The organism is Actinoplanes sp. NPDC049668 (assembly GCF_044465445.1).
In the GTDB taxonomy this organism is placed as follows: Bacteria; Actinomycetota; Actinomycetes; order Mycobacteriales; family Micromonosporaceae; genus Actinoplanes.
In genome coordinates this window covers 1012585-1034221 of record NZ_JBITLR010000001.1, presented here as the reverse complement: position 1 = coordinate 1034221, position 21637 = coordinate 1012585, and the positions used below count along the sequence as shown (strand labels likewise).

Sequence of the window (21637 nt, the reverse complement as noted above, 5' to 3'; positions counted from 1 at the left end):
CCTACAGGATCGTCCAGGTGTCGCCGGCGTTCAGCAGCTCGCCGAGCATCTGGTCGGGCGTCCCGGTGACCTGGCTCCGGGCGTCCTCCAGCTGCTTCTGGATCAGCTCGTCGTAGGACGGGCGCTGGACGTTGCGGAACACGCCGATCGGGGTCGTGCCCAGGTCCGATCCGGACAGCCGGCTCAGCGCGAACGCGTAGGCCGGGTCGTCGACCGTCGCGTCGTGCACCACCGGCGTCTCGCCGCGCAGGTCGGAACTGTCGCGCACCGACAGGCCGAAGCCGCCGGCCGGGTGCACGACCGAGTACTGGCCCTGCGCGCCGAAGGTGATCGGCTGGCCGTGCTCCAGGCGGATCAGGTGGTCGTCGCGGGTGTCGGAGTCCTTGAGCAGCTCGAACGCGCCGTCGTTGAAGATGTTGCAGTTCTGGTAGATCTCCACGAAGGCCGAGCCCTGGTGCTCCGCCGCGGCCCGCAGCACCGACTGCAGGTGCTTGCGGTCCGAGTCGATCGTGCGGCCCACGAACGTCGCCTCGGCGCCCAGCGCCAGCGACAGCGGGTTGAACGGCGAGTCCGCCGAGCCCGCCGGCGTCGACTTGGTGATCTTGCCGAGCTCGGAGGTCGGCGAGTACTGCCCCTTGGTCAGGCCGTAGATCCGGTTGTTGAACAGCAGGATCTTGAGGTTGACGTTGCGGCGCAGCGCGTGGATCAGGTGGTTGCCGCCGATCGAGAGCGCGTCGCCGTCGCCGGTGACGACCCAGACCGACAGGTCGGGGCGGGACGCGGACAGCCCGGTCGCGATCGCCGGCGCGCGGCCGTGGATCGAGTGCATCCCGTAGGTGTTCATGTAGTACGGGAAGCGCGACGAGCAGCCGATGCCGGACACGAAGACCGTGTTCTCCCGGGGGATGCCCAGCTCCGGCATGAACTGCTGCACCGCGGCGAGGATCGCGTAGTCACCGCAGCCGGGGCACCAGCGGACCTCCTGGTCGGACTTGAAGTCCTTGGCGGTCAGCTTCACCGGGGTGATACCCAGGTCGCGGTGGTTCAGGGTCGGGCTAGCCATTCTTGACCACGTCCTCGAGCATGTTCTCCAGCGTCGCGGCCGTGAACGGCAGGCCGCTTACCTGGTTGAAGGGAACCGCGTCGACCAGGTACCGGGCCCGGATGACGTGGGCGAGCTGGCCCAGGTTCATCTCCGGGATGATCACCTTGTCGTATGCCTTGAGCACCTCGCCCAGGTTCGCCGGCAGCGGCGACAGGTGCCGCAGATGCGCCTGCGCGATCGGCAGGCCGCGCTGGCGCAGCGACCGGCAGGCGGCGCCGATCGGGCCGTAGGTGGAGCCCCAGCCCAGCACCAGCACGCGGGCGTTCTCGTCCGGGTCCTCGACCTCGACGTCCGGTACCGGGATCGACTCGATGCGCTCCGCCCGGATCCGGACCATGAGCTCGTGGTTGGCCGGGTCGTAGGAGATGTCGCCGGTCTTGTCGGCCTTCTCCAGGCCGCCGATCCGGTGCTCCAGGCCCGGCGTGCCCGGGATCGCCCACGGCCGCGCCAGGGTCTCCGGGTCGCGCAGGTACGGCAGGAAGCGCCCGTCCTCGCCGTTCGGCTCGGTGGTGAAGGCGACCGAGATGTCCGGGAGGTCGTAGACGTCGGGCAGCAGCCACGGCTCGGAGCCGTTGGCCACGTAGTTGTCCGACAGCAGGATCACCGGGGTGCGGTACTTCAGGGCGATCCGGGCCGCCTCGATCGCGGCGTGGAAGCAGTCCGACGGCGACCGCGGGGCGATCACCGCGAGCGGCGCCTCGCCGTGCCGGCCGTAGAGGGCCATGTTGAGGTCGGCCTGCTCGGTCTTGGTCGGCATGCCCGTCGACGGGCCGGCCCGCTGCACGTCGATGATGACCAGCGGCAGCTCGAGCGCGATCGCCAGCGAGATCGTCTCGCCCTTGAGCGCGACGCCGGGGCCCGAGGTCGTGGTGACGCCGAGCGCGCCGCCGTACGCGGCGCCGACGGCCGCGCCGACCGCGGCGATCTCGTCCTCGGCCTGCATCGTGGTGATGCCGAACCGCTTGTGCTTGGACAGCTCGTGCAGGATGTCCGACGCCGGGGTGATCGGGTAGGCGCCGAGGAAGACCGGCAGCTTCGCGCGCACGCCAGCGGCGACCAGGCCCAGCGCCAGCGCGGCGTTACCGGTGATGTTGCGGTAGGTGCCCGGAAGCATCTTGGCCGGCTTGACCTCGTAGCGCACCGAGAAGTCCTCGGTCGTCTCGCCGAAGTTCCAGCCCGCGTTGAAGGCCGCCTTGTTCGCCGCGACCAGGTCCGGGCGCTTGGCGAACTTGCGCTCCAGGAACCGGATCGTCGACTCGAAGGGGCGCGAGTACATCCAGCTCAGCAGGCCGAGGGCGAACATGTTCTTGGCGCGCTCGGCGTCCTTCTTCGCGACGCCCAGCTCGGCGAGGGCTCCGATGGTCATCGAGGTCAGCGCCACCGGCCGCAGGGCGTAGTCGTCCAGCGAGCCGTCCTCGAGCGGGCTGACCGAGTAGCCGACCTTGGTCAGGTTGCGCTTGGTGAACTCGTCGGTGTTCACGATGATGTCGGCGCCGGTCGGCAGGTCGGCCAGGTTCGCCTTCAGGGCCGCCGGGTTCATCGCCACCAGCACGTTCGGCGAGTCGCCCGGCGTGAGGATGTCGTAGTCGGCGAAGTGCACCTGAAAGCTCGAGACGCCCGGCAGGGTGCCCGCAGGTGCCCGGATCTCGGCCGGGAAGTTGGGCAACGTCGAGATGTCGTTGCCCAGCTGGGCGGTCTCGGACGTAAACCGGTCGCCGGTGAGCTGCATACCGTCACCAGAGTCGCCGGCGAACCGGATGACCACGCGATCGAGTTGCTCGACACGCTTCGCGGGAACGGCCACGTTCCAACCTCCTGAGGGAGCCGGCCGGCGGGTACGCACGTCGATGAGCCGGCCCGCAATAGTCACTTCCAGCCTACGTCGGCGCTCCTTACCGCTGTGGGTACAGGTGCTTGTCCGACTTCAGACCGTTGACCACAGTAGCCAGGCAAGGCTTGCCTGGGCCAACCGAGTCCACCCTTCGGTCGTTAGGCTGCGCCCGTGGACGGATATCTGGGTTCGTACGCGACACTCGGGCTGTTGATGGCCGCCGGCGTGCTCGTGTTCGTCGGCGCTTTCGGCGCGAACAGGCTGCTCAGGCCCGCGAACCCGGCCGAGCCGGCGGGCAAGCGCGCGACCTACGAGAGCGGCGTCGACCCGGTCGGCGGCGACTGGGCGCAGGCGAAGATTCGCTATTACGTCTATGCGTACCTTTATGTGCTTTTTGCCGTCGAGGCCGTGTTCCTTTTCCCGTGGGCGGTCGTCTTCGACCGGCCCGGTTTCGGCCTGGTGACCGCCGTCGAGATGGCCGTCTTCGTGGCGGTCCTGGCACTGGGCATCGCCTACGCCTGGCGCAAGAAGATCCTTACCTGGACCTGACACCCCTCGATCGAGCGGGGCGATCGCCCGCCTGCGGGGTGGCGGGCTCGCCACGCCGCAGCGGTCGTGCCACGATCGTGCCCATGGGTCAGCTTCTCCTCTTCATCGTCGTGGCGCTCGTGGTCGCGGCGATCGTCTTCGGTGTGACCGTCATGGTGAGCGGTGGCGACTCCGGACTGACGCCGGTCGAGCCCGACGGCCGGTCCCTGCCGCTGCCCGGTGACCGCCCGCTCGGCGAGGAGGACGTCCTGCACACCAAGTTCGACACGGCGTTCCGCGGCTACCGGATGGCCCAGGTCGACCAGGCGCTGCAGCGGGCCGCCTACGACATCGGCTACAAGGGCGAGCTGATCGGCGTTCTGGAGGCCGAGGTCGCGGCGCTGCGCGAGGGCCGGACTTCCGACGCCGACGTGCTGCGCCGGGCCCGCGAGGCCGCGATCGCGCCGCCGCCGGCCGTGCCGCCCGCGGGCACGCTGCCGGAGATCGCGCCCGCGGCCGACAAGCTGCCGGGCGAGGCGACCGTGCCGGTCGTCGTCGGCGAGCCCGTCATTGACGCCGAGGACGCGCCCGAGCGCAAAGCCGGCGACGGGGAGCCGGCGGAGCGCCGATGAGCGAGACCGGGCCGGCCGGCGGCCTCGACGACGCGGCGAAACCGGGCACCGGCGAGGTCACCGCGACCGTCATCGTCAACGCGCCCGCGCCGCGGGTCTTCGCGGCGTTCATGAACTGGGAGCGGCAGTCCGAGTGGATCCCGTTCACCAAGGTGCGGGTCGTCGAGGGCGACGGCGGCGAGGGCAGCCTGATCGAGGCGATCACCGGGGTCGGCCCCGCCGGGCTGCGCGACGAGATGCGGGTGGTCCGGGTCGACGCGCCGTACGAGCTGCGGGTCGTGCACTGCGGCAAGGTGCTGCGCGGGCCGGGCTCGATGCGGTGCACCGCGATGGGCGGCGACCGGACCCAGGTGGTCATGCACGAGTGGTTCCACCTGCCGCCGGGCGCGGCCGGGCGGCTGGCCTGGCCGGTGCTCTGGCCGGGATCCAAGCTCAGCCTCAAGGGCGCGCTGAAGAAGTTCGCCCGGCTCGTCGAAGAGGGCCGCCTCCGCTGACCGTTCTGTCGGACCCGCCTCGTACCGTCGTCGCATGACGGATGTGATCGACGGGCCCGGCGCCGCCGGGCTGGTGATCGGGACGGACGGGCGTGCCCGGTGCGCCTGGGGCGGCAGCACGCCCGACTACCAGCCCTACCACGACCACGAGTGGGGCCGGCAGGTCCGCGGCGACGACGCGCTCTTCGAGCGGATGTCGCTCGAGGCGTTCCAGTCGGGCCTCTCCTGGATCACCATTCTGCGCAAGCGGCCGGCCTTCCGGGCCGCGTTCGCGGACTTCTCGATCCCGGCGGTGGCGGCCTTCACCGAGCGGGACGCGGCCCGCCTGATGGCCGACACCGGCATCGTGCGCAACCGGATGAAGGTCGACGCGACGCTGCACAATGCCCGGGTGGCGGCCGGCCTGCCGGACGGCCTCACCGCCCTGCTCTGGTCCTACGCGCCCGCACCCCGGCCCCGGCCCGCGTCCCGGGCCGAGGTCCCGGCGATCACCCCCGAGTCGACCGCCCTTGCCAAGGCCCTGAAGAAGCTCGGCTTCAAGTTCGTCGGCCCGACCACCGCCTACGCCCTGATGCAGGCGACCGGCATGGTCGACGACCACCTCGCCGGCTGCTTCGTCGCGCCGGAGCCGCGCTGACCCACCGCTGCGGCGGCCCCAGCGCGCCGCTGAGGGGCCCGCGGGTCCCGGTGGGCACCTGTGGGCACCCGGGCCACCCGCGGGCCGTTGTAGGCCGCCGGGCCGCCCGCGCGAGTCACCGGCGGGCCGCCGGGCGGCCCGTGATGAGATGGTGCCCATGGCGCAATGGGCGGTGATCATTCCGGCGGATCGATGGGCAACCGAGCGGTTGTTCCATCACGACACCCTGACCGTGGCGGGCCTTCCGGGCGTGCAGCCGGCGGCCGGCGACGAGGTGCTCCTCGTGGCCGGCGAGGAGGCGCCGCAGGTGGTGGCGCTCGGCGCGGTCGAGGCGGCGCCGGCGCGGCGGGGCGCCCACGGCGTACCCGAGCTGGTGGTCAACTACACCCGCCGCTCGTTCGACGAGCCGGTGCCGGCCGACGAGCTCAAGCTCGCCGAGCCGGTCGCCCAGGTCGACGAGGAGGTGTACCGGCGGCTCGCCGCCCGGCTCGGCGGCCAGAGCGACCGGCGCACCTGGCTGGTCAGCCTGGACCTGCCGATCGAGGCGGCGACGCCGGCCGAGGCGGTGCGCCAGTTCTGGTCGTACGTGGTGGAGCTCGGGCCCGCGGAGCTGCCGACGTTCGTCTCGCCGTACGGCGACGAGCTGGCCATGCAGGCGTTCGTGCTGGGCGAGGAGGCCAACCTCGACCCGGAGGAGGACGAGGAAGACTGATCCGGTCGACTGCACAGCGGGCCCGGAGCTGAACAGCTCCGGGCCCGCCGCGTGTCGATCCGAGGTGGTCAGCCGCCCAGGCTGGCCGCCGCCGAGGCGATCGTCGAGGCGAAGTAGCTCACCTGCGTGTACACGCCGGGCTTGTTCGGCCGGGCGCAGCCGTCGCCCCAGCTGACGATGCCGACCTGTACCCAGGCGTTGGACGCGTTGCGGCGGAACATCGGGCCGCCGGAGTCGCCCTGGCAGGTGTCCACGCCACCGGCCGTGTAGCCGGCGCAGATCTCGTTGCTGGCGATGATCTGGCCGTTGTACATCGAGCTCGAGTTGCAGGTGGCGTCGCTGACGAACGGCACCGTCGCCTTGCGCAGGTAGCGCTGCTGCGAGCCGCCCTCGCTCGCCGCACCCCAGCCGGCGATCGTGAACGTGCCCGAGTCGTACGCCGTGGTCGTGGCGATCGGCAGCGTCGCGTAGCCGGTGAGCGGGCTGGCCAGGCGGATCAGGGCCCAGTCCTTGCCGTTGCCGTTGTAGCCGGGCGCCCGGTAGACGTAGTTCGACTTACGGGTGACCCGGCTCGACGAGTTGAGGTCCACGACCCCGATCGTCGCGGTGATCGACGTGTTGGTGCCGGTGCCGTTCACGCAGTGCGCGGCCGTCAGCACCAGGGTCGGGCTGTAGAGCGCGCCGCCGCAGCCCATCGACAGGCGGACCATGAACGGGAACTCGCCCTGCGTCGCCGTGGTACCGCCGACGACCATCTGCGGGCCGTCGTCCGCCGCTGACGCGGGCGAGGCCTGCATCAGGGTGCCCATCGAGGCCACCGTGAGTGCCGCGGCCGCCGCACCCAGGAATCTGCGCCACCTTGCCATCCAGACCTCCCCAGCCGAAGGTGCGCCCGGGGGGTGGGCGCACTGCTTCTTGTTGGGTGAGAGTCAAACATTCACCGGCATATATGGGCTATCCCGAAAGACTCATACCGCGGGCTATATCCGGCCGCAAGAATCACCGCCCGTCGAAGGTCGGCTTCTGCTTCGCCACGAACGCGGTCACCGCGGCCTTGTGGTCGGCGGTCGATCCGCAGATCGCCTGGGCCTGCGCCTCGGCGGCCAGCGCGTCCGAGAGCGAGCCCGCGGTGCCGATGGAGAGCTCGCGCTTGATCGCGGCGTACGCCACGGTCGGGCCGGCGGCGAGGCGGGCGGCGAACTCCTGCGCGGCCGGCAGCACCTGGTCGTCGTCCTCGAGCAGCTGGGTGAGCAGGCCGTAGTCGAGGCTCTGCTGTGCGCGTACCGGCTGGGCGAGCAGCAGGAGCTCCAGGGCCCGGGCGCGGCCGACGAGGTGCGGCAGCGACCAGGAGATGCCGGTGTCGCCGGCCAGGCCGACGTTCGCGAACGCCATCAGGAACGTGGTGCGCGGGCCGCCGATCCGGAAGTCGGCGAGCAGTGCGAGCGAGGCGCCGGCGCCGGCGGCGGTGCCGCGTACCGCGGCGACGACCGGCTTGGGCAGGCTGGCCAGCCGCTGCGCGATCGGGTTGTAGTGCTGCCGCACGGTGTCCAGCTCGGTCGCGCCCCGGTCCAGCTCGCGCGCGTGCTCCCGCAGATCCTGGCCGACGCAGAAGGCGTTGCCCGCGCCCGCGAGCACGACGGCACGCACGGACTTGTCCACCTCGATCGAGGCCAGCGTGTCGCGCAGCGCCTCCTTGAGGTCGTTGTCCAGCGCGTTCATCGCGTCAGGGCGGTTCAGGGTCAGGGTCACCACGGCGTCGGTGCGGTCTACGAGGAGCGAATCTGTCATGGGTCAGAGAATCCCACACGGCCGCCGCGCGACACCGAGGCCAGGCAGCGCTCGACGAATCGGTCGGCCGCGGGGCGCAGGCGGTTGGCGTGCCGGTCGAAGAATGTGGCGGCGCTCGGGCCGGGCCAGCGGCTGGGTAGCAGGGAGGCGGGCAGCTGCGGGTCGCGGAAGAGGAACGCGCGCCAGGCGTGCACGAGCTGGAAGCGGGCCGCGTAGGCCTCCTCGTCGGTGCTGCGGGCACCGATCGCCGTGACGATCGGGCGCTGCGTCTCGACGAAGTCCTCGTATGCCTTGCCGATCTCGGCCAGGTCCCAGGCCCGCCCGACCACCTCGGCCGCGCCCGGCGAGCCCGCCGCGTGGCCGGCGCTGAACCGCTCGTAGCCGACCCCGGCGTCGGCGAGGACCGCGTCGATCTCGTCCGCGGCGCGCGGCGCGACCCAGACAAGTTCGCTCAACATGCCGTAGCCCAGAAAAGTCAGGCGTTTCGCCTCCCGGCGCGGCACCGGCGCGTGCGTGAGCACCAGATCGAAGCGCCCGTCCCAGCCGTTGCGCCCGGTCCGGTAGATCCGCGACGCCGCCTCGTCGAGGCGGCGCGCGGCCTTGGGCGTGAGCAGGTAGCCCGGGCCGGAGACCAGTCGCATAGGGTGCAGCCAGCCCTGACGCACCATCCGGGACACCGCGGTACGCACCGCCGGCGGCGCGATGCCCACCGGCGCGAGCAGTTTGACGAGGGCCGCGACCGGCGCTCGGCCGCCTCTCGGGCGTAGATAGTCGCCGTAGAGGTCGAAGAGTGCCGACCGCGCCTGCATGACCGCACATTGTGACAGCAGGAAAGACGATATGCTAGACGCTGTCACATCCGCCCGGGCTGGGTTTGGGATCGCCGGTGTTCATCAGGGAAAATGTTTGATCGGCACGGTGGGCCACGTCGCGTGACGTTGGACGAGGCCCGCAGCGCTACGGTCTCGGGTCGGTCCAGCGGGGGCGACTCCGCCGGTCGGAAACGAGGTACGGCGCCCCGTGGGGCTGAGCACGGGACGTTGACGAAGTGGCTGTGGGGCAACCCACCGACCCTGATGTAGGTCTGAGGGGAGACAAGATGGCGGCGATGAAGCCGCGGACGGGCGATGGTCCGCTGGAGGTCACCAAGGAAGGGCGCGGCATCGTCATGCGCGTCCCGCTGGAGGGTGGTGGCCGTCTCGTCGTTGAGATGACTCCGGACGAGGCCAACGCGCTTGGTGACGCGTTGAAGGCGATCGCCGGCTGACGTTTCACGTGGCCCGCCGGTACGGTACCTGCCGCACCGGCGGGCTTTCCACGTCCTGAGGAAAGGTCATCCTCCAGTGTTCGCGATCAGCCTCTCTGGCGACCAGAGCCCCGGCACCCGGGTGCTGGCGGTCGACGGTTCCGGCGTGCTCGCCGGCGGCGACGAGGAGACCGCCGAGCTCGTGCGCACCGCCGAAGACGCAGGTAGGGCCGGTGCCGTGCAGGTGCTGCCGCGCCCGCTGCGTACCCCGGCGAGGCTCCTGCTGGCCGGCGTCGGCGCCGGCGACGAGGCCGGCTGGCGCGCCGCCGGCGCCGCCGTCGCCCGCGCCGCGAGCGGCGACGAGCCGCTCGACGTGCTGCTGCCCGACGCGATCGCGCCCGCCGCCGTCCGCGGCCTCGCCGAGGGACTCTGGCTGGGCGGCTACCGCTTCCGCGAGGCACCGAAACCGCCACGCTCGGCGGCGGTCACCCTCACCACCAAGGACGCCACCGCGTACGCGGAGAGCCTCGAGACCGCCCGGGTGACCGCCGCGGCGACCTGGCTCGCCCGCGACCTGACCAACACGCCGTCGGCCGTGAAGAACCCGGCCTGGTTTGCCGCGCAGGTCGAGGCCGAGGCCGCGACACGCCCGGGCCTGCAGGTCACCGTGCGCGGGCCGGAGCGGCTCGCCGCCGAGGGCTTCGGGGGCATCCTCGCGGTCGGCGGCGCCTCGGCCACGCCGCCGCGGCTCGTCGAGCTGTCCTGGAACCCGCCGCACGCCGCACGCCACGTCGTCCTCGTCGGCAAGGGCATCACGTTCGACACCGGCGGCATCTCCATCAAGACCGTCGACGGCATGCGGCTGATGAAGAAGGACATGGCCGGCGCGGCGGCGATCATCGCGGCGACCCTGGCCGCCGCGGACCTGAACCTCGGTGTACGCATCACCGCGCTCGCGCCGCTGGCGGAGAACGCGGTCGACGGCTCGGCGTTCCGCCCGGGCGACGTCATCACCCAGTGGGACGGCGCGACCACCGAGTCGACGAACTCGGACGCCGAGGGCCGCCTGGTGCTCGCCGACGCGCTCGGCTATGCGGTCGCCGAGCTGAACCCCGACGTCGTGATCGACCTGGCCACGCTCACCGGCGCCAACTCGGTCGCCCTCGGCAAGCGCACCGCCGCCCTGTACAGCCAGAACGACGACCTGGCCCGCGAGCTGGCGGCGGCGGGCGAGGCCGCGGGCGAGCTGATCTGGCGGCTGCCGCTGCCCGACGACTACGTCGAGTACCTGGACAGCGAGATCGCCGACCGGCACAGCTCGCCGACGCAGGGCGCGGGCTCGGTGGTCGCGGCGCTGTTCCTGCGCGAGTTCCTCGGCGACCGGACGGACCGCTGGGCACACCTCGACATGTCGGCACCCAGCTGGGCGGACCAGGACGACGCCGACCTGACAAAAGGCGCCACGGGTTGGGGCGTCCGAACCCTCCTACGCTGGCTGGCGCTTCACCGCGGCTAGGAGGCCGGCGGCGGTGGGGATGAGGGCGGGGGTCCAGTCCTCGGAGTCGCGGAGGGCCTTTACCGTCTCGCGGATCGTGATGGTGTCCACGTCGCGTGCGGCCGGGTCGCTGATGCGGCCGCCGGCCAGGGCGCCGTTGACGATCAGTATTCCGCCCGGGCGCAGCAGGCGCAGCGCGGCCTCGGCGCACGCGCCGAACTCGGTGGCGTCCGCGTCCACGAAGATCAGGTCATAGGCGCCGTCGGCGAGGCGGGGCAGGACGTCCAGCGCGCGGCCGGTGATGATCCGGGTGCGGGACGCCGCGAAACCCGCCTCCTGGAAGATCCGGCGGGCGATGCGCTGGTGCTCGTTCTCCACGTCGATCGTCGTCAGCACCCCGTCGGCCCGCATGCCCCGCAGCAGCCAGACGCCGCTGACCCCCGTACCGGTGCCGATCTCGACGACCGCCTTGGCGCTGCCCGCCGCGGCGAGCAGGCTGAGCACGGAGCCCGCGCCGGGGGTCACGGCCGCGAGGCCGACCTCCTGGGCGAGGCTGCGCGCGGTCTGCAGGACGATGTCCTCGGCGACGTAGGTCTCGGCGAACCGCATCGACTGCGCGGTCGGTGCACCCAGCGATCGGGCTTCGGTGACGATGGCGACCTCCTTCTAACCAAGCGGATGAGCAGTCCGGAACCGGTGCACATCGGGTATGAGCGTAGAGCGGCGCCCACCGTTCGCGCATCGGGGACTTCGGCGCGAAAAGCGGCGACCCGCAGTCGAGGCCCGACTCACCGGATGATCGCCGCCGATCCGTGTCATCCTGGACGCGGAGCCCGAGGTTCCAGTGCGACGAGTGGAGGCATCGACGTGACCGACGGCTGGAACTGGCGCCAGCCTCAACCGCCGCCGCCCGCCACGTCCGGAGCGCCGGCGGGTTCGCCGTGGTGGTCCGACGCGATGGCCGATCCCTGGCGGGACCCGTACGCGCCGACGGCCGTGGTCGTGCCGACCGCGCCGGTGAGCACCGGCCCGCAGCCGGAGCCGATCGCCGACCCGGACGCGCCGCGCCGGTCGCTGGCGCCGATCATGCTGATCTGCCTGGTCACGGCCCTACTGGCCGGTGGCCTCGGCGGCACCCTCGGCTATGTCTTCGCCACCCACAGCGGGGTCGGCGGCGGCACCCAGCTCGGCGGCGGGCCCCTGGCGGCGCCGTCCGCGGCGCAGCGGGCGCCCGACTCGCTGGCCGGCGTCGCCGAGCAGGTGATGCCCAGCGTGGTCACGGTCCGGGTCACCGGCGCGATCGGTTCCGGCTTCGTGGTCTCCCCGGACGGCTACGTGATCACCAACGACCACGTCGTCGAGGGCGCGGACGGCACCCTGTCCGTGTCGTTCAGCGACGGCTCGTCGACGTCCGCGACGGTGGTCGGCCGCGACCCCGAGTCCGACATCGCGGTGATCAAAGTCGCAAAGAAGGACCTGACCGTCGTGCAGCTCGGCGACTCCGACTCGATCGCGGTCGGCGACCCGGTGCTGGCGTTCGGCTCGCCCCTCGCCCTCGTCAACACGGTGACCCAGGGCATCGTCAGCGCCCTGGACCGCACCATCCAGGCCGGCGACCCGGGCGGCACCGTCCGCTACTACGCGGCGATTCAGACCGACGCGGCCGTCAACCAGGGCAACTCCGGCGGCCCGCTGGTCGACGCCGCCGGCCGGGTGGTCGGGGTGAACTCGGTGATCCGGTCCGTCGGCGGCAGCGACACCGAGGCGGGCAACATCGGCCTCGCCTTCGCCATCCCGATCAACCAGGCCAAGCGGGTCGCCAAGGACATCATCGACTTCGGCAAGGCCCGGCGCACGGTGATCGGCGCCGAGGTCTCCACCAGCGGCGCCGGCGGGTCGACGGGCGCGTCCGGCGCCCGGCTGCGCTCGGTCGGGCAGGGCGGCCCGGCGGCGGCCGCGGGGCTGAAGTCCGGCGACGTCATCACCAAGCTCGACGGGCACCCGCTGGAGGACGGCACGGACCTGATCGCCCTCGTCCGCAAGTACGCGCCCGCCTCGGTGGTCGCGGTCGAATACCGCCGCGGTACGAAGATTCAGACGACGTCGGTGACCCTGGCGGCCGACGCGAAGTGAGGCGCCCTCATGGGCGGGCGGCGTCGCACAGGCAACGTGCGTAGTCTTGCCCGCGTACAGGACGAGGGAGGACGGCCGTGTTCGAGAACCTGAACTGGTGGGAGATCGGCGGGCTGCTCATGCTCGCCCTGCTGATCTTCGGTGAGCGGCTGCCCAAGGTGATCGGCGACGGCCTGCGGATGCTGCGCGGCCTGCGGTCGATGGCGCAGAACGCGACCTCGGACCTGAGCCGCGAGCTCGGCACCGACATCCAGCTGCAGGACCTGCACCCAAAGGCCTTCATTCGCAAGCATCTGCTCAGCGAGGAGGACGAGATGGCGATCCGCCAGCCGTTGCAGGGCCTCTTCGACGACGTCAAGAGCGACCTGAACGGCGTGAAGTCGGACCTGGGCGAGGTCGCCGCCGCCGCCGACCTCAAGAACCACGACGGCGCCGCGGTGGACAAGTCCACCCCGGCGCCGAACAGGTTCGACGTAGACGCGACCTGAGCCCTACCTCCGGGCGTTGACCATCAAACCGAGCGGCTTGCCGACCAGCGACTCGCGCCGTACGGCCAGCCGGTCCGCCACCGCGTCCAGCGCCTTCGCCGCCGGGGCCTCCGGGTCGGCCAGCACGACCGGCGTGCCGGCGTCGCCGGCCTCGCGCACCCGGGTGTCCAGCGGGATCTGACCGAGCAGCGGCACCGAGGCGCCGACGGTCTTGGTCAGCGAGTCGGCGACGGTCTGGCCGCCGCCGGCGCCGAAGACCTCCATCCGGGAGCCGTCGGGCAGCTCGAGCCAGGACATGTTCTCCACCACGCCGACGAGGCGCTGGTGTGTCTGCAGGGCGATCGCGCCGGCGCGCTCGGCCACCTCGGCGGCGGCCATCTGCGGCGTGGTCACGACCAGGATCTCGGCATTCGGCAGCAGCTGGGCCAGCGAGATCGCCACGTCGCCGGTGCCCGGCGGCAGGTCGAGCAGCAGCACGTCCAGGTCGCCCCAGAAGACGTCGGCGAGGAACTGCTGCAGCGCGCGGTGCAGCATCGGCCCGCGCCAGACGACGGCGGCGTTGCCCGCGGTGAACATGCCGATTGAGATGACCTTCACACCGTGCGACTGCGGCGGCATGATCATGTCCTCGACCCGGGTGGGCCGGCCGTCGACGCCGAGCATCCGGGGCACCGAGTGGCCGTAGATGTCCGCGTCGACCACGCCGACGGACAGGCCGCGCCGGGCCAGGGCCGCGGCCAGGTTGACGGTGACGCTGGACTTGCCGACGCCGCCCTTGCCGCTGGCGACCGCGTACACCCGGGTCTTGGAACCCGGCTGGGCGAACGGGATGACCGGCTCGGCGGCCTGCGCGCCGCCGCCGCGCAGCGTGACCTGCAGGGCCTTGCGCTGCTCCTCGGTCATGACACCGAACTCGATGTCGACGGCGGTGATGCCGGGTACGGCGGTGACCGCCGCGGTGATGTCGTTGGTCAGCTTGTCCTTCAGCGGACAGCCGGCGACCGTGAGCAGCAGCTCGACCTTCACGCCGGCGCCGGCGACGGTGAAGCCCTTGACCATCCCGAGCTCGGTGATGGGCTTGCGGATCTCGGGGTCGTCGACGGTGGCCAGGGCCGCCTGAACGGCGTCCTCGATGGTGGGGGCGGGTGCGGACATGCCGACCATGCTACGTCGGTGTCAGGTCCGCTCCTCCTCCCACTCCTTGCGTTCCAGCTTCTGCCGCCGATGGGCGGCCTCGTCCAGTTCGTCGGCGAGCCGGGCCAGCTCAGAGCGCAGGAAGTCGCGGGTGGCGACCTCGCCGAGGGCGATCCGCAGCGAGGCGATCTCGCGGGCCAGGTACTCCGTGTCGGCCTTCTGCATGGCCGCCCGCCGGCGGTCCTCCTCCATCGTGAGGCGGTCCCGGTCGGCCTGCCGGTTCTGCGCGAGCAGGATCAGCGGCGCGGCGTAGGAGGCCTGCAGGGACAGGACCAGGGTCAGGAACGTGAACGTGTACGGGTCGAAGCGCAGGTCCTTGGGCGCGAGCGTGTTCCAGGCGAACCAGGCGCCGATGACCAGCGTCATGTACACGATGAACTTGGCCGTGCCCATGTACCGCGCGATGCTCTCCGACCAGCGGCCGAAGGCCTCGGGGTCGAAGCGGGGCAGGCGCACCCGGCCCGGCTCGATGGGCTGGTCGAGGCGATCCCGGCGAGGCTCGGTCATGTCACCGCTCCCGGGTTCTGTCGGGTACCCCACAGGTTGCCCGCGGGTTCGTCGTCATGGGCGTCGCGGTCGCGCCAGTCCCGGGGCAGCGAGTGGTCCAGCACGTCGTCGACGGTGACCGCGCCGACCAGCCGGAACGTCCCGTCGACCACCGGCATCGCCACCAGGTCGTAGGTCGCCATCCGCCGGGTGATCTCGGTGAGATTCGTCTCGGGCCGCAGCGGATCGATGTCGTTGTCGACGATGCCGCCCAGCATCGACGAGGGCGGCTCGCGCAGCAGCCGCTGGAAGTGGACCATGCCCAGGTACTTGCCGCTCGGGGTCGCCGAGGGCGCCCGGGCCACGAACACCTGCGCCGCGACCACCGGCGACAGCTCCGGCTCGCGGATCCGGGCCAGCGCCTCCGCCACCGTGGCGTCCGGGGTCAGGATGACCGGCTCGGAGGTCATCACGCTGCCGGCCGTGCCGGGGTTGTACTTCATCAGCTGCCGGACCGGTGCCGCCTCCTCGGGCTCCATCAGGTCGAGCAGCACGCTCTGTTCGGTCTTCGGCAGCTCGGCGAGCAGGTCGGCGGCGTCGTCCGGGTCCATCCGCTCGAGCACGTCGGCGGCCCGCTCCCGGTTCAGGTGCACCAGGATGTCCACCTGGTCGTGCTCGGGCAGCTCCTCGAGCACGTCGGCGAGCGTCCGGTCGCTGAACGCGGCGGCGACCTCGTTGCGGCGGGCGTCCGGCAGGTCCTGCAGCGCGTTCGCCATGTCCGCGGGGCGCATCTGCTCCAGGAGCGCGACCAGGTTCGACGTGCCCTGGGTGTCCGTCGGCCCGACCAGGCCGCGGATCCGGTCGTAGTCGACCTGGTACGTGTGCCCGCGCCGGGTCAGCCGCCCGGTGCTCTCCCGCACGGCCACCCGGGTGATCAACCACTCGTTGTTGCGGTTGAGCTCCATGGCGAGGTCGACGACCGTGCCGAGCTGGCCCTCGCCCTGCCGGTCCTCGGGCTCGACGGTGACCCGGCGGTCGAGCACCTCCTCGAGGACCAGCAGCTCGTTCTGCCGCTTCTCGAAGCGGCGCAGGTTGAGCATGCCGGTGCTCAGGACGACGGCCTCCGCGTCCATGGAGGTGACCCGCCCGATCGGCAGGAAGATCCGGCGGCGCAGCGCCATCTCGGCGACCAGGCCGACGACCTGCGGAGGCCGGTTCGTGGTGCGGAGCCGGATCACGGCGTCGCGGACCCGGCCCACGCGGTCGCCGTTGGGGTCGAACACGGGCAGCGCCGCGAGCCGCGCTAGGTAAACCCTGCTCCCCATGGTCACTGACCCAGCCTAGGTTAGCGTCGAACGATGTCGACCGTGGCGTACGAGATCGTGGACGTCTTCACCGACCGCCCGTACGCGGGCAACCCGCTGGCCGTGGTGTTCGGGGCCGAGGCGCTCGCCGGGGATCAGATGCAGCTGATGGCCCGCGAATTCAACCTTTCGGAGACCGTCTTCGTGCTGCCGCCGGAGGCCGGCGGCAGCTACCGGGCGCGGATCTTCACCCCGGAGACCGAGCTGCCCTTCGCCGGGCACCCGAGCATCGGCGCCGCCGTGACCTCGGTGCGGCGCGGCCTGGCCGCTGCCGGGGACCTGGTGCAGGAGTGCGGCGCGGGCCTGCTGCCGATCTCCGTGACGCCCGCCTCGGCCACCCTGACCGGCGGCACGCCGACCCTCGGCGCCGGGCTGCCAGTCGGCGGGCTGCTCGACCTGGTCGGGCTCGGCGCCGACGACTTCGCAGGCGGCTCGGCGCAGCCCGCCCTTGCCGGCTGCGGGCTGGAGTTCGTCTTTCTCCCGGTACGCCGGGACGCCCTCGCCCGGGCCTGGGCCGACGCCGAGCAGGCCCGCGCCCTGAAAGTCACCGGGATCAGCGTGTTCGCCTGGGACGCCGAGGCCCGGACCGCTTATGTGCGGGTCTTCTGCCCGGGCGTCTCCGTGCCCGAGGACCCGGCCACCGGCTCGGCCGCTCTGGGGCTCGGCGTGTGGCTGGTCGGGAACGGCCTGCTGCCCGGCGATCAGACCTCGTCGTACACCGTTCACCAGGGCGTCGAGATGCACCGGCCGTCGCTGCTGCGGTGCACGGTGACCGCCGCCGGCGGCGCGGCGACCGTGGCAACGGTCAGCGGCCACGTCGTGCCGGTGGCGCGCGGCGAGATCGCCGTCCCGCCCTTCATCGGCTGAGCCGGGCGGCGCTCAGAGCCGGCGCTTGCCGGCGCGGTGTAGGCGGAAGGGGCTGCGGACCACGACCCGCGCCGGGGTCTCGCGGGGCGGGGCCGCGGCCGAGTCGGCCGGCAGGTCGGGCGCGGCGATCGCCGGCTCCTCCGCCGGCGTCAGCCGCAGCACCGCGCAGCCGCTCTCCGCCCAGCGCGCGGTCACCTCGTCCGCGGTGCCGGAGGCGTTCAGGCGCTTGCCGGCCAGCTGCGGCGCGATCTCCGTCCAGGCCTCGCTGCCCGGCGTCAGCCGCTCGACCAGCGTCTCGACGATCACGATGAGGCCGCCGTTGTCGCCGCGCAGGCGCACGGTGGCGCGCGCCGCGTCGGCCAGGCCCGGCGCGTCCTGCTCGCCGGGGCCGCAGACCACGACGAGCGCGCCGTCGAGCGGCATGACCCAGAGGCCGCGGGACTCCCCGCCGGCCGCGTTGATCCAGGCGATGCCGGCCTTCTTGATCGCCTCAGCCACCAGCTCGGTCGTCACCGGGCCATCCTCGCATGCGCTCAGGTCAGCGCCGGTACGCGATCCAGCAGGTCCAGGATCGCCGTCAGCGACGGCACGCTGAGCCCGGTGAAGCACTCGTCCGCGTCGAAGACCAGATGGTCGGCGAGGTCCGGCGCGGCGAGGCGCACCGGGGTCATGCCGACCGCCGCCGCGCCGGTGAGCTCGCGGCTGCCGCCGTCGCCGACGTAGAGGCAGTCCTCGGGCGCGACCCGCAGCCGCCAGCAGGCCTCCAGGTAGATCAGCGGGTCGGGCTTGCAGCGGCCCACCTCGACCGAGAAGACGCTCACGTCGAGCAGCGGCGCGATCGGCAGGCTCGGCAGGAACGCGGGCAGCTCGTGGGTGCAGTCGCTGATCAGCGCGGTACGCAGGCCGCGGCGCTTCACGGCCCGCAGCACGCTCTCCGCGTCGGCGCGGATCCGGGTGTCGGCCTTCAGCGCGTCGACGCGCGCGGGCACCGCTGCCTGCAGCTGGGCGGTCTGCGGGCTGCCGCCGGCCTGCTCGGTGACCCACCGTAAGGTGGCCTCGGCCGAGCCGAGGTGGCCACGCGCCCGGACCTGGAACGTGCGGTCCAGCACGTTCAGCACCGCGGCGGGGTCGCAGCCGAGCGCTCTGGCGATGTCGGCGTGCTGCGGCCCCCTCCGGATGGAGCGGGTCAGCGTGCCGAAAAAATCAAAAACGACCGCTTGGTACGCGGGCATCGATTGCCACACTCCAGAGGGATTGACGGATGCGTCGGCGGCGAGCGTAACGACTGCCTTACTTTGCGTTCAACAAAACGTGACGAGCTCTTATGCGGATTAGCAAGAAGTGACTGCGGGGGATGAATATGCGTTCAACGCCCGCCCCGCTCACCGCGGCGGCGCTGACGGTGGCCGTGCTGGCGGTGTCGTCGTCGGCGCCGCTGATCGCCTTCGCGGCCGCGCCCGCCCTGGCAGTGGCGTTCTGGCGCAACGGGCTGGCCTTCGTGGCGCTCACCCCGATCACGGCCGGCCCACGCCGGTACGAGCTCGTGACGCTGCGCAGCCGCAGCGGCGTGTTCGCGGTCCTGGCGGGGCTGGCGCTGGCGCTGCACTTCGCCACCTGGATGCCGAGCGTGCAGCTGGGCTCGGTGGCGACCGCGACGGCGCTGGTCGCGACCCAGCCGGTCTGGCAGGGGCTGATCGCGGCCGCGCAGGGCCGCCGGCCCTCGACCGCCGGCTGGCTGGGCATCGGCCTGGCGGTGGCCGGCGCGGCCTGGGCGACCGGCATCGACGTCGGGGTCTCCGCGCGGGCCGGGCTCGCCGACCTGCTGGCGCTGGTCGGAGCGATGGCGGCGGCGGTGTACACGGCGCTCGGCGAACGGGCCCGGACGCGGCTGAGCACGACGACCTACACCTGGGTCTGCTACGGGACCTGCGCCGCGCTGCTGCTGGTCGTCTGCCTGCTCGGCCGGGTGCAGCTGCACGGGTACGACGAACAGACCTGGGCGGCGATCCTGGCGCTGGTGGTCGGCGCGCAGCTGCTCGGGCACTCGATGTTCAACTACGCGCTGCACCGCACCTCGGCCACGACGGTGAGCGTGCTCATCCTGCTCGAGGTGCCCGGCGCGGCCCTGCTGGCCTGGGCCTGGCTGGGCCAGACGCCCCGGGCCGCGGCGCTGCCGGGGCTCTGCCTGCTGGTCGCCGGGGTGGCCGTCGTGGTGCTCGGCGGCGCCCGGGACCGGCGGCGGGCGGCGACCGCGTCGCTGGCCGACGGCGCGGATCCCGAGGATCGCTGACGTCGTTGAACCCTGCGGGCGTCGCCGCGCCTTGGCGTGCCGCCGCCCCACGCGGTAGAGATGGTGGATGAGATGCGCCGCGATCGATACCGGCTCCGCCTGCTACTGCTCGGTGCGGTGCTGGTGACGAGCGCCTGCGACGAGCCCGAACCGCCGCTGCCCGGCCTGACCGGCGGCTGGACCACGGCGGGATGCGAGTTCTCGCGCGCGGCCGAGACCGTGAGCATCGGCGGCCGGATCCTGCCGGCGACGCCCGCGCCGCTGGCGGCGGCCATCGCGCGGATCGACGCCGGCGGCCGGGCCGACCACGCCGCGAGCTACGCCGGCCTGGAGGTCGACCAGCAACGCGTGCGGGCGATCGTCTACCGGGTGCCGTCGGCGGAGTTCGACGACTTCATCCGGTTCAGCGCGGAGAACACCTGCATCGTGGTCCGCGACGCCGTGCACAGCCTGACCGAGCTGACCGCGTGGCACGACCGGATCGTGGCGGACCTGGCCGCCTGGGCGGCCGCGGGCGTGCCCATCTCCAGCGTCGTGGCCCGCCACGACGGCACCGGGGTCGAGGTCGGCACCGGCGAGGTCGACCTGGCCCGCATCGAACTGCCGCGCGGCTACGGGCGCGCCGCACCGCTGATCTTCGTCGAGCAGGGGCCCGTGGTCCCGATGGCAGTGCCGCCCGGGCCCTAATAGCTCGAGTTGCCGTCCGCCACGATGAGGGCGACAAGGACGGCCGCGCTGATCACCGCGAGGCCGGTGATCGTCCACCCGACGATGATCCCGGCGAGGGCGAGACCGCCGCCCCCCGCGCCGGTCGCGCGGATACGGCGGCGGGCCACGTGGCCGAGGATCGCGCCGACGATGCCGAGCAACGCGCCGATGCCCCACAGGCAGAGGCCGAGCACGCTGACGCAGGACACGACCAGAGACGCGATGGCCAGGCCCTCGGTCGGCGCTCCCGCCGGATAGGGCCCGCCCGGGTAGGAATAGGGGCTGCCGGGGTAGCCGTAGTCGTAGCCCGGCCGCATGCCCTGGGCCTGCTGCTGCGCCGGCGCGGCGTATCCGGGCGCGCCGTAGGCGTACGGCTCCGCGTAGGGCGCGGGCGGCTGGTAGGCCTGCACGGGCGGATCCGGCGGCGGCGGATAGGTGCCGTCCGGACCGGGCGTCGGTGGGTAGGTCATGGCGTCCTCCTCCGGCGCGTCGTTCCGCCCGCAAGAATAGATGCCGCTGTCACCGGCCCGCCGTCTCGCGGGCACCCGGAGTGCCCGGATGTGCGCGGGGTGCGGTCGCCGGGCGCCATCGGCGTGCGCCACGGCCGGGGATGTTTGCCCCGGCACGCGGTAGCGGGCAGGATCGCCGCATGGTCTTCGACGCCCGTCCCGCCACCGGAAGCCGGTCCAGGAGGGACGCAACCCGCCCCGCGGCCGGCCGCCGCCCCCGGTCTTCCGCGCCCAGTTCCGAGTCCGAGCAGGGCCCGGGTCCGGATCCGGTCGCCGAACCCGGACTCGCACCGGACGACCCCGCGGCCGAGGCCGAGGAGGGCCCCGTGACCCTGCGGCTCGACGGCAAGGTCGCCCTGGTGACGGGCGCGGGCAGCCCGGACGGCATCGGGTACGCGACCGCGCGCCGGCTGCGTGACCTGGGCGCCCGCGTGGCGATCGTGTCCACCACGCGGCGCATCCACGAGCGGGCGTCCGAGCTGGGCGTAACCGGCTTCGTGGCGGATCTCACGGACGAGGCCGAGGTCGGCGCGCTCGCCGACGCGATCACCGATCAGCTCGGCGACGTCCAGGTCCTGGTCAACAACGCGGGCCTGGCCAGCCGCACCAGCCCCGAGGTGCTCCGCCCGGTCGCGCAGCTCACCTACGACGAGTGGCGTGCGGAGATCGACCGCAACCTGAGCACGGCGTTCCTCTGCAGCCGGGCCTTCGTCGGCGGCATGTCCGAGCAGGGCTGGGGCCGCATCGTCAACCTGGCGGCCACGGCGGGCCCGATCAACGCCCTGCCGACCGAGGCCGCGTACGCCGCGGCGAAGTCGGGCGTCGTCGGCCTCACCCGGGCGCTGGCGATGGAGCTCGTCGCCGACGGCATCAACGTCAACTGCGTCGCGCCCGGCACGATCTACACGGCGGCCTCGACTGTGACGGAGATCAAGCAGGGCCTGGGCACGCCGATCGGCCGGCCCGGCACCCCCGACGAGGTGGCGGCGGCGATCGCCTTCCTGTGCTCGCCCGCGGCGTCGTACATCACCGGCCAGATGCTGGTGGTCGACGGCGGCAACAGCGTCCGCGAGGCCGAGTTCCGCTGAGCCGGCTCGCCCGGTGGACGGCTCAGTCCACCGGGCTCGCCG

Annotated in this window: 25 protein-coding genes; 13 read left to right on the top strand and 12 right to left on the bottom strand. The window is 72.5% G+C overall.

The features are described 5' to 3' along the window. Nucleotide 1 precedes the first annotated feature (1 nt). On the bottom strand, nt 2-1063 hold the full coding sequence (locus ACIBSW_RS04800; RefSeq protein WP_354721611.1) for a 2-oxoacid:ferredoxin oxidoreductase subunit beta: 1062 nt from the start codon (nt 1061-1063) through the stop codon (nt 2-4). After that, nucleotides 1056-2909, bottom strand: a complete 1854-nt coding sequence (locus tag ACIBSW_RS04795) for a 2-oxoacid:acceptor oxidoreductase subunit alpha (protein ID WP_354721612.1) — start codon at nt 2907-2909, stop codon at nt 1056-1058. Before ACIBSW_RS04795 ends, ACIBSW_RS04800 begins: the two co-directional genes overlap by 8 nt. 198 nt (nt 2910-3107) lie before the next feature. On the opposite strand from ACIBSW_RS04795, the gene ndhC reads away from it, so the two are divergent. The 5 genes from ndhC (at nt 3108) to ACIBSW_RS04770 (ending at nt 5939) form a co-directional block, all read left to right on the top strand. Beyond that, complete coding sequence (ndhC, locus tag ACIBSW_RS04790) at nt 3108-3485, top strand: NADH-quinone oxidoreductase subunit A (RefSeq protein ID WP_354721613.1); 378 nt, start codon at nt 3108-3110, stop codon at nt 3483-3485. An 83-nt stretch (nt 3486-3568) separates the two neighbouring features. Further along, complete coding sequence (locus tag ACIBSW_RS04785; RefSeq protein WP_354721614.1) at nt 3569-4096, top strand: DivIVA domain-containing protein; 528 nt, start codon at nt 3569-3571, stop codon at nt 4094-4096. Further along, complete coding sequence (locus ACIBSW_RS04780) at nt 4093-4590, top strand: SRPBCC family protein (RefSeq protein ID WP_354721615.1); 498 nt, start codon at nt 4093-4095, stop codon at nt 4588-4590. Before ACIBSW_RS04785 ends, ACIBSW_RS04780 begins: the two co-directional genes overlap by 4 nt. Before the next feature lie 34 nt (nt 4591-4624). Then, entirely contained in the window at nt 4625-5227 is a 603-nt protein-coding gene (locus tag ACIBSW_RS04775) for a DNA-3-methyladenine glycosylase I (RefSeq protein ID WP_354721616.1), read from the top strand. 157 nt (nt 5228-5384) lie between these two features. Further along, nucleotides 5385-5939 carry a hypothetical protein gene (locus tag ACIBSW_RS04770; protein WP_354721617.1) on the top strand — a complete coding sequence of 185 codons (555 nt, stop codon included), beginning with the start codon at nt 5385-5387 and terminating at the stop codon, nt 5937-5939. A gap of 68 nt (nt 5940-6007) precedes the next feature. Here the strand turns inward: ACIBSW_RS04770 and ACIBSW_RS04765 are convergent, their stop codons facing one another. From ACIBSW_RS04765 to ACIBSW_RS04755, 3 genes are all read right to left on the bottom strand, one after another. Then, nucleotides 6008-6805 carry a serine protease gene (locus tag ACIBSW_RS04765; protein WP_354721618.1) on the bottom strand — a complete coding sequence of 266 codons (798 nt, stop codon included), beginning with the start codon at nt 6803-6805 and terminating at the stop codon, nt 6008-6010. Between the two features lie 133 nt (nt 6806-6938). Continuing rightward, on the bottom strand, nt 6939-7727 hold the full coding sequence (locus ACIBSW_RS04760; RefSeq protein WP_354721619.1) for an enoyl-CoA hydratase-related protein: 789 nt from the start codon (nt 7725-7727) through the stop codon (nt 6939-6941). Next, nucleotides 7724-8536: a PaaX family transcriptional regulator C-terminal domain-containing protein gene (locus tag ACIBSW_RS04755; RefSeq protein WP_354721620.1), complete on the bottom strand. Its 813-nt coding sequence runs from the start codon at nt 8534-8536 to the stop codon at nt 7724-7726. Before ACIBSW_RS04755 ends, ACIBSW_RS04760 begins: the two co-directional genes overlap by 4 nt. A gap of 290 nt (nt 8537-8826) precedes the next feature. Here ACIBSW_RS04755 and ACIBSW_RS04750 point away from each other — a divergent pair, with 290 nt between their 5' ends. Both ACIBSW_RS04750 and ACIBSW_RS04745 read left to right on the top strand, forming a co-directional pair. Then, entirely contained in the window at nt 8827-8994 is a 168-nt protein-coding gene (locus ACIBSW_RS04750) for a DUF3117 domain-containing protein (protein WP_015625691.1), read from the top strand. 121 nt (nt 8995-9115) lie between these two features. Further along, the gene (locus tag ACIBSW_RS04745; RefSeq protein WP_404799253.1) at nt 9116-10489 is read left to right on the top strand and encodes a leucyl aminopeptidase family protein; all 1374 of its coding nucleotides are present in this window, start codon (nt 9116-9118) and stop codon (nt 10487-10489) included. On the opposite strand, the gene ACIBSW_RS04740 is transcribed toward ACIBSW_RS04745, so the two are convergent. Next, a complete protein-coding gene (locus ACIBSW_RS04740) occupies nt 10460-11077 on the bottom strand; it encodes an O-methyltransferase (RefSeq protein ID WP_354721622.1) in 618 nt (205 codons plus the stop codon). The two genes, ACIBSW_RS04745 and ACIBSW_RS04740, sit on opposite strands and share 30 nt — an antisense overlap. Before the next feature lie 258 nt (nt 11078-11335). Here ACIBSW_RS04740 and ACIBSW_RS04735 point away from each other — a divergent pair, with 258 nt between their 5' ends. Both ACIBSW_RS04735 and ACIBSW_RS04730 read left to right on the top strand, forming a co-directional pair. Further along, a complete protein-coding gene (locus tag ACIBSW_RS04735; protein WP_354721623.1) occupies nt 11336-12601 on the top strand; it encodes a trypsin-like peptidase domain-containing protein in 1266 nt (421 codons plus the stop codon). 77 nt (nt 12602-12678) lie between these two features. After that, a complete protein-coding gene (locus ACIBSW_RS04730) occupies nt 12679-13089 on the top strand; it encodes a preprotein translocase subunit TatB (RefSeq protein ID WP_354721624.1) in 411 nt (136 codons plus the stop codon). 3 nt (nt 13090-13092) lie between these two features. Here ACIBSW_RS04730 and ACIBSW_RS04725 read toward each other — a convergent pair whose 3' ends face one another. The 3 genes from ACIBSW_RS04725 to ACIBSW_RS04715 are packed head-to-tail and all read right to left on the bottom strand — an operon-like array spanning nt 13093 to nt 16094. Continuing rightward, nucleotides 13093-14244, bottom strand: coding sequence for a P-loop NTPase (locus tag ACIBSW_RS04725; RefSeq protein WP_354721625.1), 1152 nt, complete (start codon nt 14242-14244; stop codon nt 13093-13095). Between the two features lie 21 nt (nt 14245-14265). Beyond that, complete coding sequence (locus ACIBSW_RS04720) at nt 14266-14790, bottom strand: DUF1003 domain-containing protein (protein ID WP_354721626.1); 525 nt, start codon at nt 14788-14790, stop codon at nt 14266-14268. After that, nucleotides 14787-16094 (bottom strand): magnesium transporter MgtE N-terminal domain-containing protein, encoded by a 1308-nt coding sequence (locus ACIBSW_RS04715; RefSeq protein ID WP_404799217.1) that lies wholly within the window; start codon nt 16092-16094, stop codon nt 14787-14789. The genes ACIBSW_RS04720 and ACIBSW_RS04715 overlap by 4 nt, the downstream gene beginning before the upstream one ends. Before the next feature lie 33 nt (nt 16095-16127). Between ACIBSW_RS04715 and ACIBSW_RS04710 the strand changes: the two genes are divergently transcribed. Continuing rightward, entirely contained in the window at nt 16128-17000 is an 873-nt protein-coding gene (locus tag ACIBSW_RS04710) for a PhzF family phenazine biosynthesis protein (RefSeq protein WP_354721628.1), read from the top strand. Between the two features lie 12 nt (nt 17001-17012). Here the strand turns inward: ACIBSW_RS04710 and ACIBSW_RS04705 are convergent, their stop codons facing one another. Both ACIBSW_RS04705 and ACIBSW_RS04700 read right to left on the bottom strand, forming a co-directional pair. Beyond that, complete coding sequence (locus ACIBSW_RS04705; protein WP_354721629.1) at nt 17013-17513, bottom strand: hypothetical protein; 501 nt, start codon at nt 17511-17513, stop codon at nt 17013-17015. Nucleotides 17514-17533: 20 nt separating this feature from the next. Further along, nucleotides 17534-18232, bottom strand: coding sequence for an HAD family hydrolase (locus ACIBSW_RS04700; RefSeq protein WP_354721630.1), 699 nt, complete (start codon nt 18230-18232; stop codon nt 17534-17536). Between the two features lie 128 nt (nt 18233-18360). On the opposite strand from ACIBSW_RS04700, the gene ACIBSW_RS04695 reads away from it, so the two are divergent. Then, complete coding sequence (locus tag ACIBSW_RS04695) at nt 18361-19290, top strand: DMT family transporter (protein WP_354721631.1); 930 nt, start codon at nt 18361-18363, stop codon at nt 19288-19290. 72 nt (nt 19291-19362) lie between these two features. Next, nucleotides 19363-19977, top strand: a complete 615-nt coding sequence (locus ACIBSW_RS04690; RefSeq protein WP_354721632.1) for a hypothetical protein — start codon at nt 19363-19365, stop codon at nt 19975-19977. Here ACIBSW_RS04690 and ACIBSW_RS04685 read toward each other — a convergent pair. After that, nucleotides 19974-20468: a DUF4190 domain-containing protein gene (locus ACIBSW_RS04685; RefSeq protein ID WP_354721633.1), complete on the bottom strand. Its 495-nt coding sequence runs from the start codon at nt 20466-20468 to the stop codon at nt 19974-19976. The two genes, ACIBSW_RS04690 and ACIBSW_RS04685, sit on opposite strands and share 4 nt — an antisense overlap. 179 nt (nt 20469-20647) lie before the next feature. Between ACIBSW_RS04685 and ACIBSW_RS04680 the strand changes: the two genes are divergently transcribed. Next, nucleotides 20648-21595, top strand: a complete 948-nt coding sequence (locus ACIBSW_RS04680) for an SDR family NAD(P)-dependent oxidoreductase (protein WP_354721634.1) — start codon at nt 20648-20650, stop codon at nt 21593-21595. Nucleotides 21596-21637 lie beyond the last annotated feature (42 nt).

Excerpts from the sequence above, each read along its gene's own strand:
- ACIBSW_RS04800 (WP_354721611.1), bottom strand. The coding sequence starts at position 1,063 with ATGGCTAGCCCGACCCTGAACCACCGCGACCTGGGTATCACCCCGGTG.
- ACIBSW_RS04785 (WP_354721614.1), top strand. The coding sequence starts at position 3,569 with ATGGGTCAGCTTCTCCTCTTCATCGTCGTGGCGCTCGTGGTCGCGGCG.
- ACIBSW_RS04780 (WP_354721615.1), top strand. The coding sequence starts at position 4,093 with ATGAGCGAGACCGGGCCGGCCGGCGGCCTCGACGACGCGGCGAAACCG.
- ACIBSW_RS04775 (WP_354721616.1), top strand. The coding sequence starts at position 4,625 with ATGACGGATGTGATCGACGGGCCCGGCGCCGCCGGGCTGGTGATCGGG.
- ACIBSW_RS04770 (WP_354721617.1), top strand. The coding sequence starts at position 5,385 with ATGGCGCAATGGGCGGTGATCATTCCGGCGGATCGATGGGCAACCGAG.
- ACIBSW_RS04765 (WP_354721618.1), bottom strand. The coding sequence starts at position 6,805 with ATGGCAAGGTGGCGCAGATTCCTGGGTGCGGCGGCCGCGGCACTCACG.
- ACIBSW_RS04760 (WP_354721619.1), bottom strand. The coding sequence starts at position 7,727 with ATGACAGATTCGCTCCTCGTAGACCGCACCGACGCCGTGGTGACCCTG.
- ACIBSW_RS04755 (WP_354721620.1), bottom strand. The coding sequence starts at position 8,536 with ATGCAGGCGCGGTCGGCACTCTTCGACCTCTACGGCGACTATCTACGC.
- ACIBSW_RS04750 (WP_015625691.1), top strand. The coding sequence starts at position 8,827 with ATGGCGGCGATGAAGCCGCGGACGGGCGATGGTCCGCTGGAGGTCACC.
- ACIBSW_RS04740 (WP_354721622.1), bottom strand. The coding sequence starts at position 11,077 with ATGCGGTTCGCCGAGACCTACGTCGCCGAGGACATCGTCCTGCAGACC.
- ACIBSW_RS04725 (WP_354721625.1), bottom strand. The coding sequence starts at position 14,244 with ATGTCCGCACCCGCCCCCACCATCGAGGACGCCGTTCAGGCGGCCCTG.
- ACIBSW_RS04720 (WP_354721626.1), bottom strand. The coding sequence starts at position 14,790 with ATGACCGAGCCTCGCCGGGATCGCCTCGACCAGCCCATCGAGCCGGGC.
- ACIBSW_RS04715 (WP_404799217.1), bottom strand. The coding sequence starts at position 16,094 with ATGGGGAGCAGGGTTTACCTAGCGCGGCTCGCGGCGCTGCCCGTGTTC.
- ACIBSW_RS04710 (WP_354721628.1), top strand. The coding sequence starts at position 16,128 with ATGTCGACCGTGGCGTACGAGATCGTGGACGTCTTCACCGACCGCCCG.
- ACIBSW_RS04700 (WP_354721630.1), bottom strand. The coding sequence starts at position 18,232 with ATGCCCGCGTACCAAGCGGTCGTTTTTGATTTTTTCGGCACGCTGACC.
- ACIBSW_RS04695 (WP_354721631.1), top strand. The coding sequence starts at position 18,361 with ATGCGTTCAACGCCCGCCCCGCTCACCGCGGCGGCGCTGACGGTGGCC.
- ACIBSW_RS04690 (WP_354721632.1), top strand. The coding sequence starts at position 19,363 with ATGCGCCGCGATCGATACCGGCTCCGCCTGCTACTGCTCGGTGCGGTG.
- ACIBSW_RS04685 (WP_354721633.1), bottom strand. The coding sequence starts at position 20,468 with ATGACCTACCCACCGACGCCCGGTCCGGACGGCACCTATCCGCCGCCG.
- ACIBSW_RS04680 (WP_354721634.1), top strand. The coding sequence starts at position 20,648 with ATGGTCTTCGACGCCCGTCCCGCCACCGGAAGCCGGTCCAGGAGGGAC.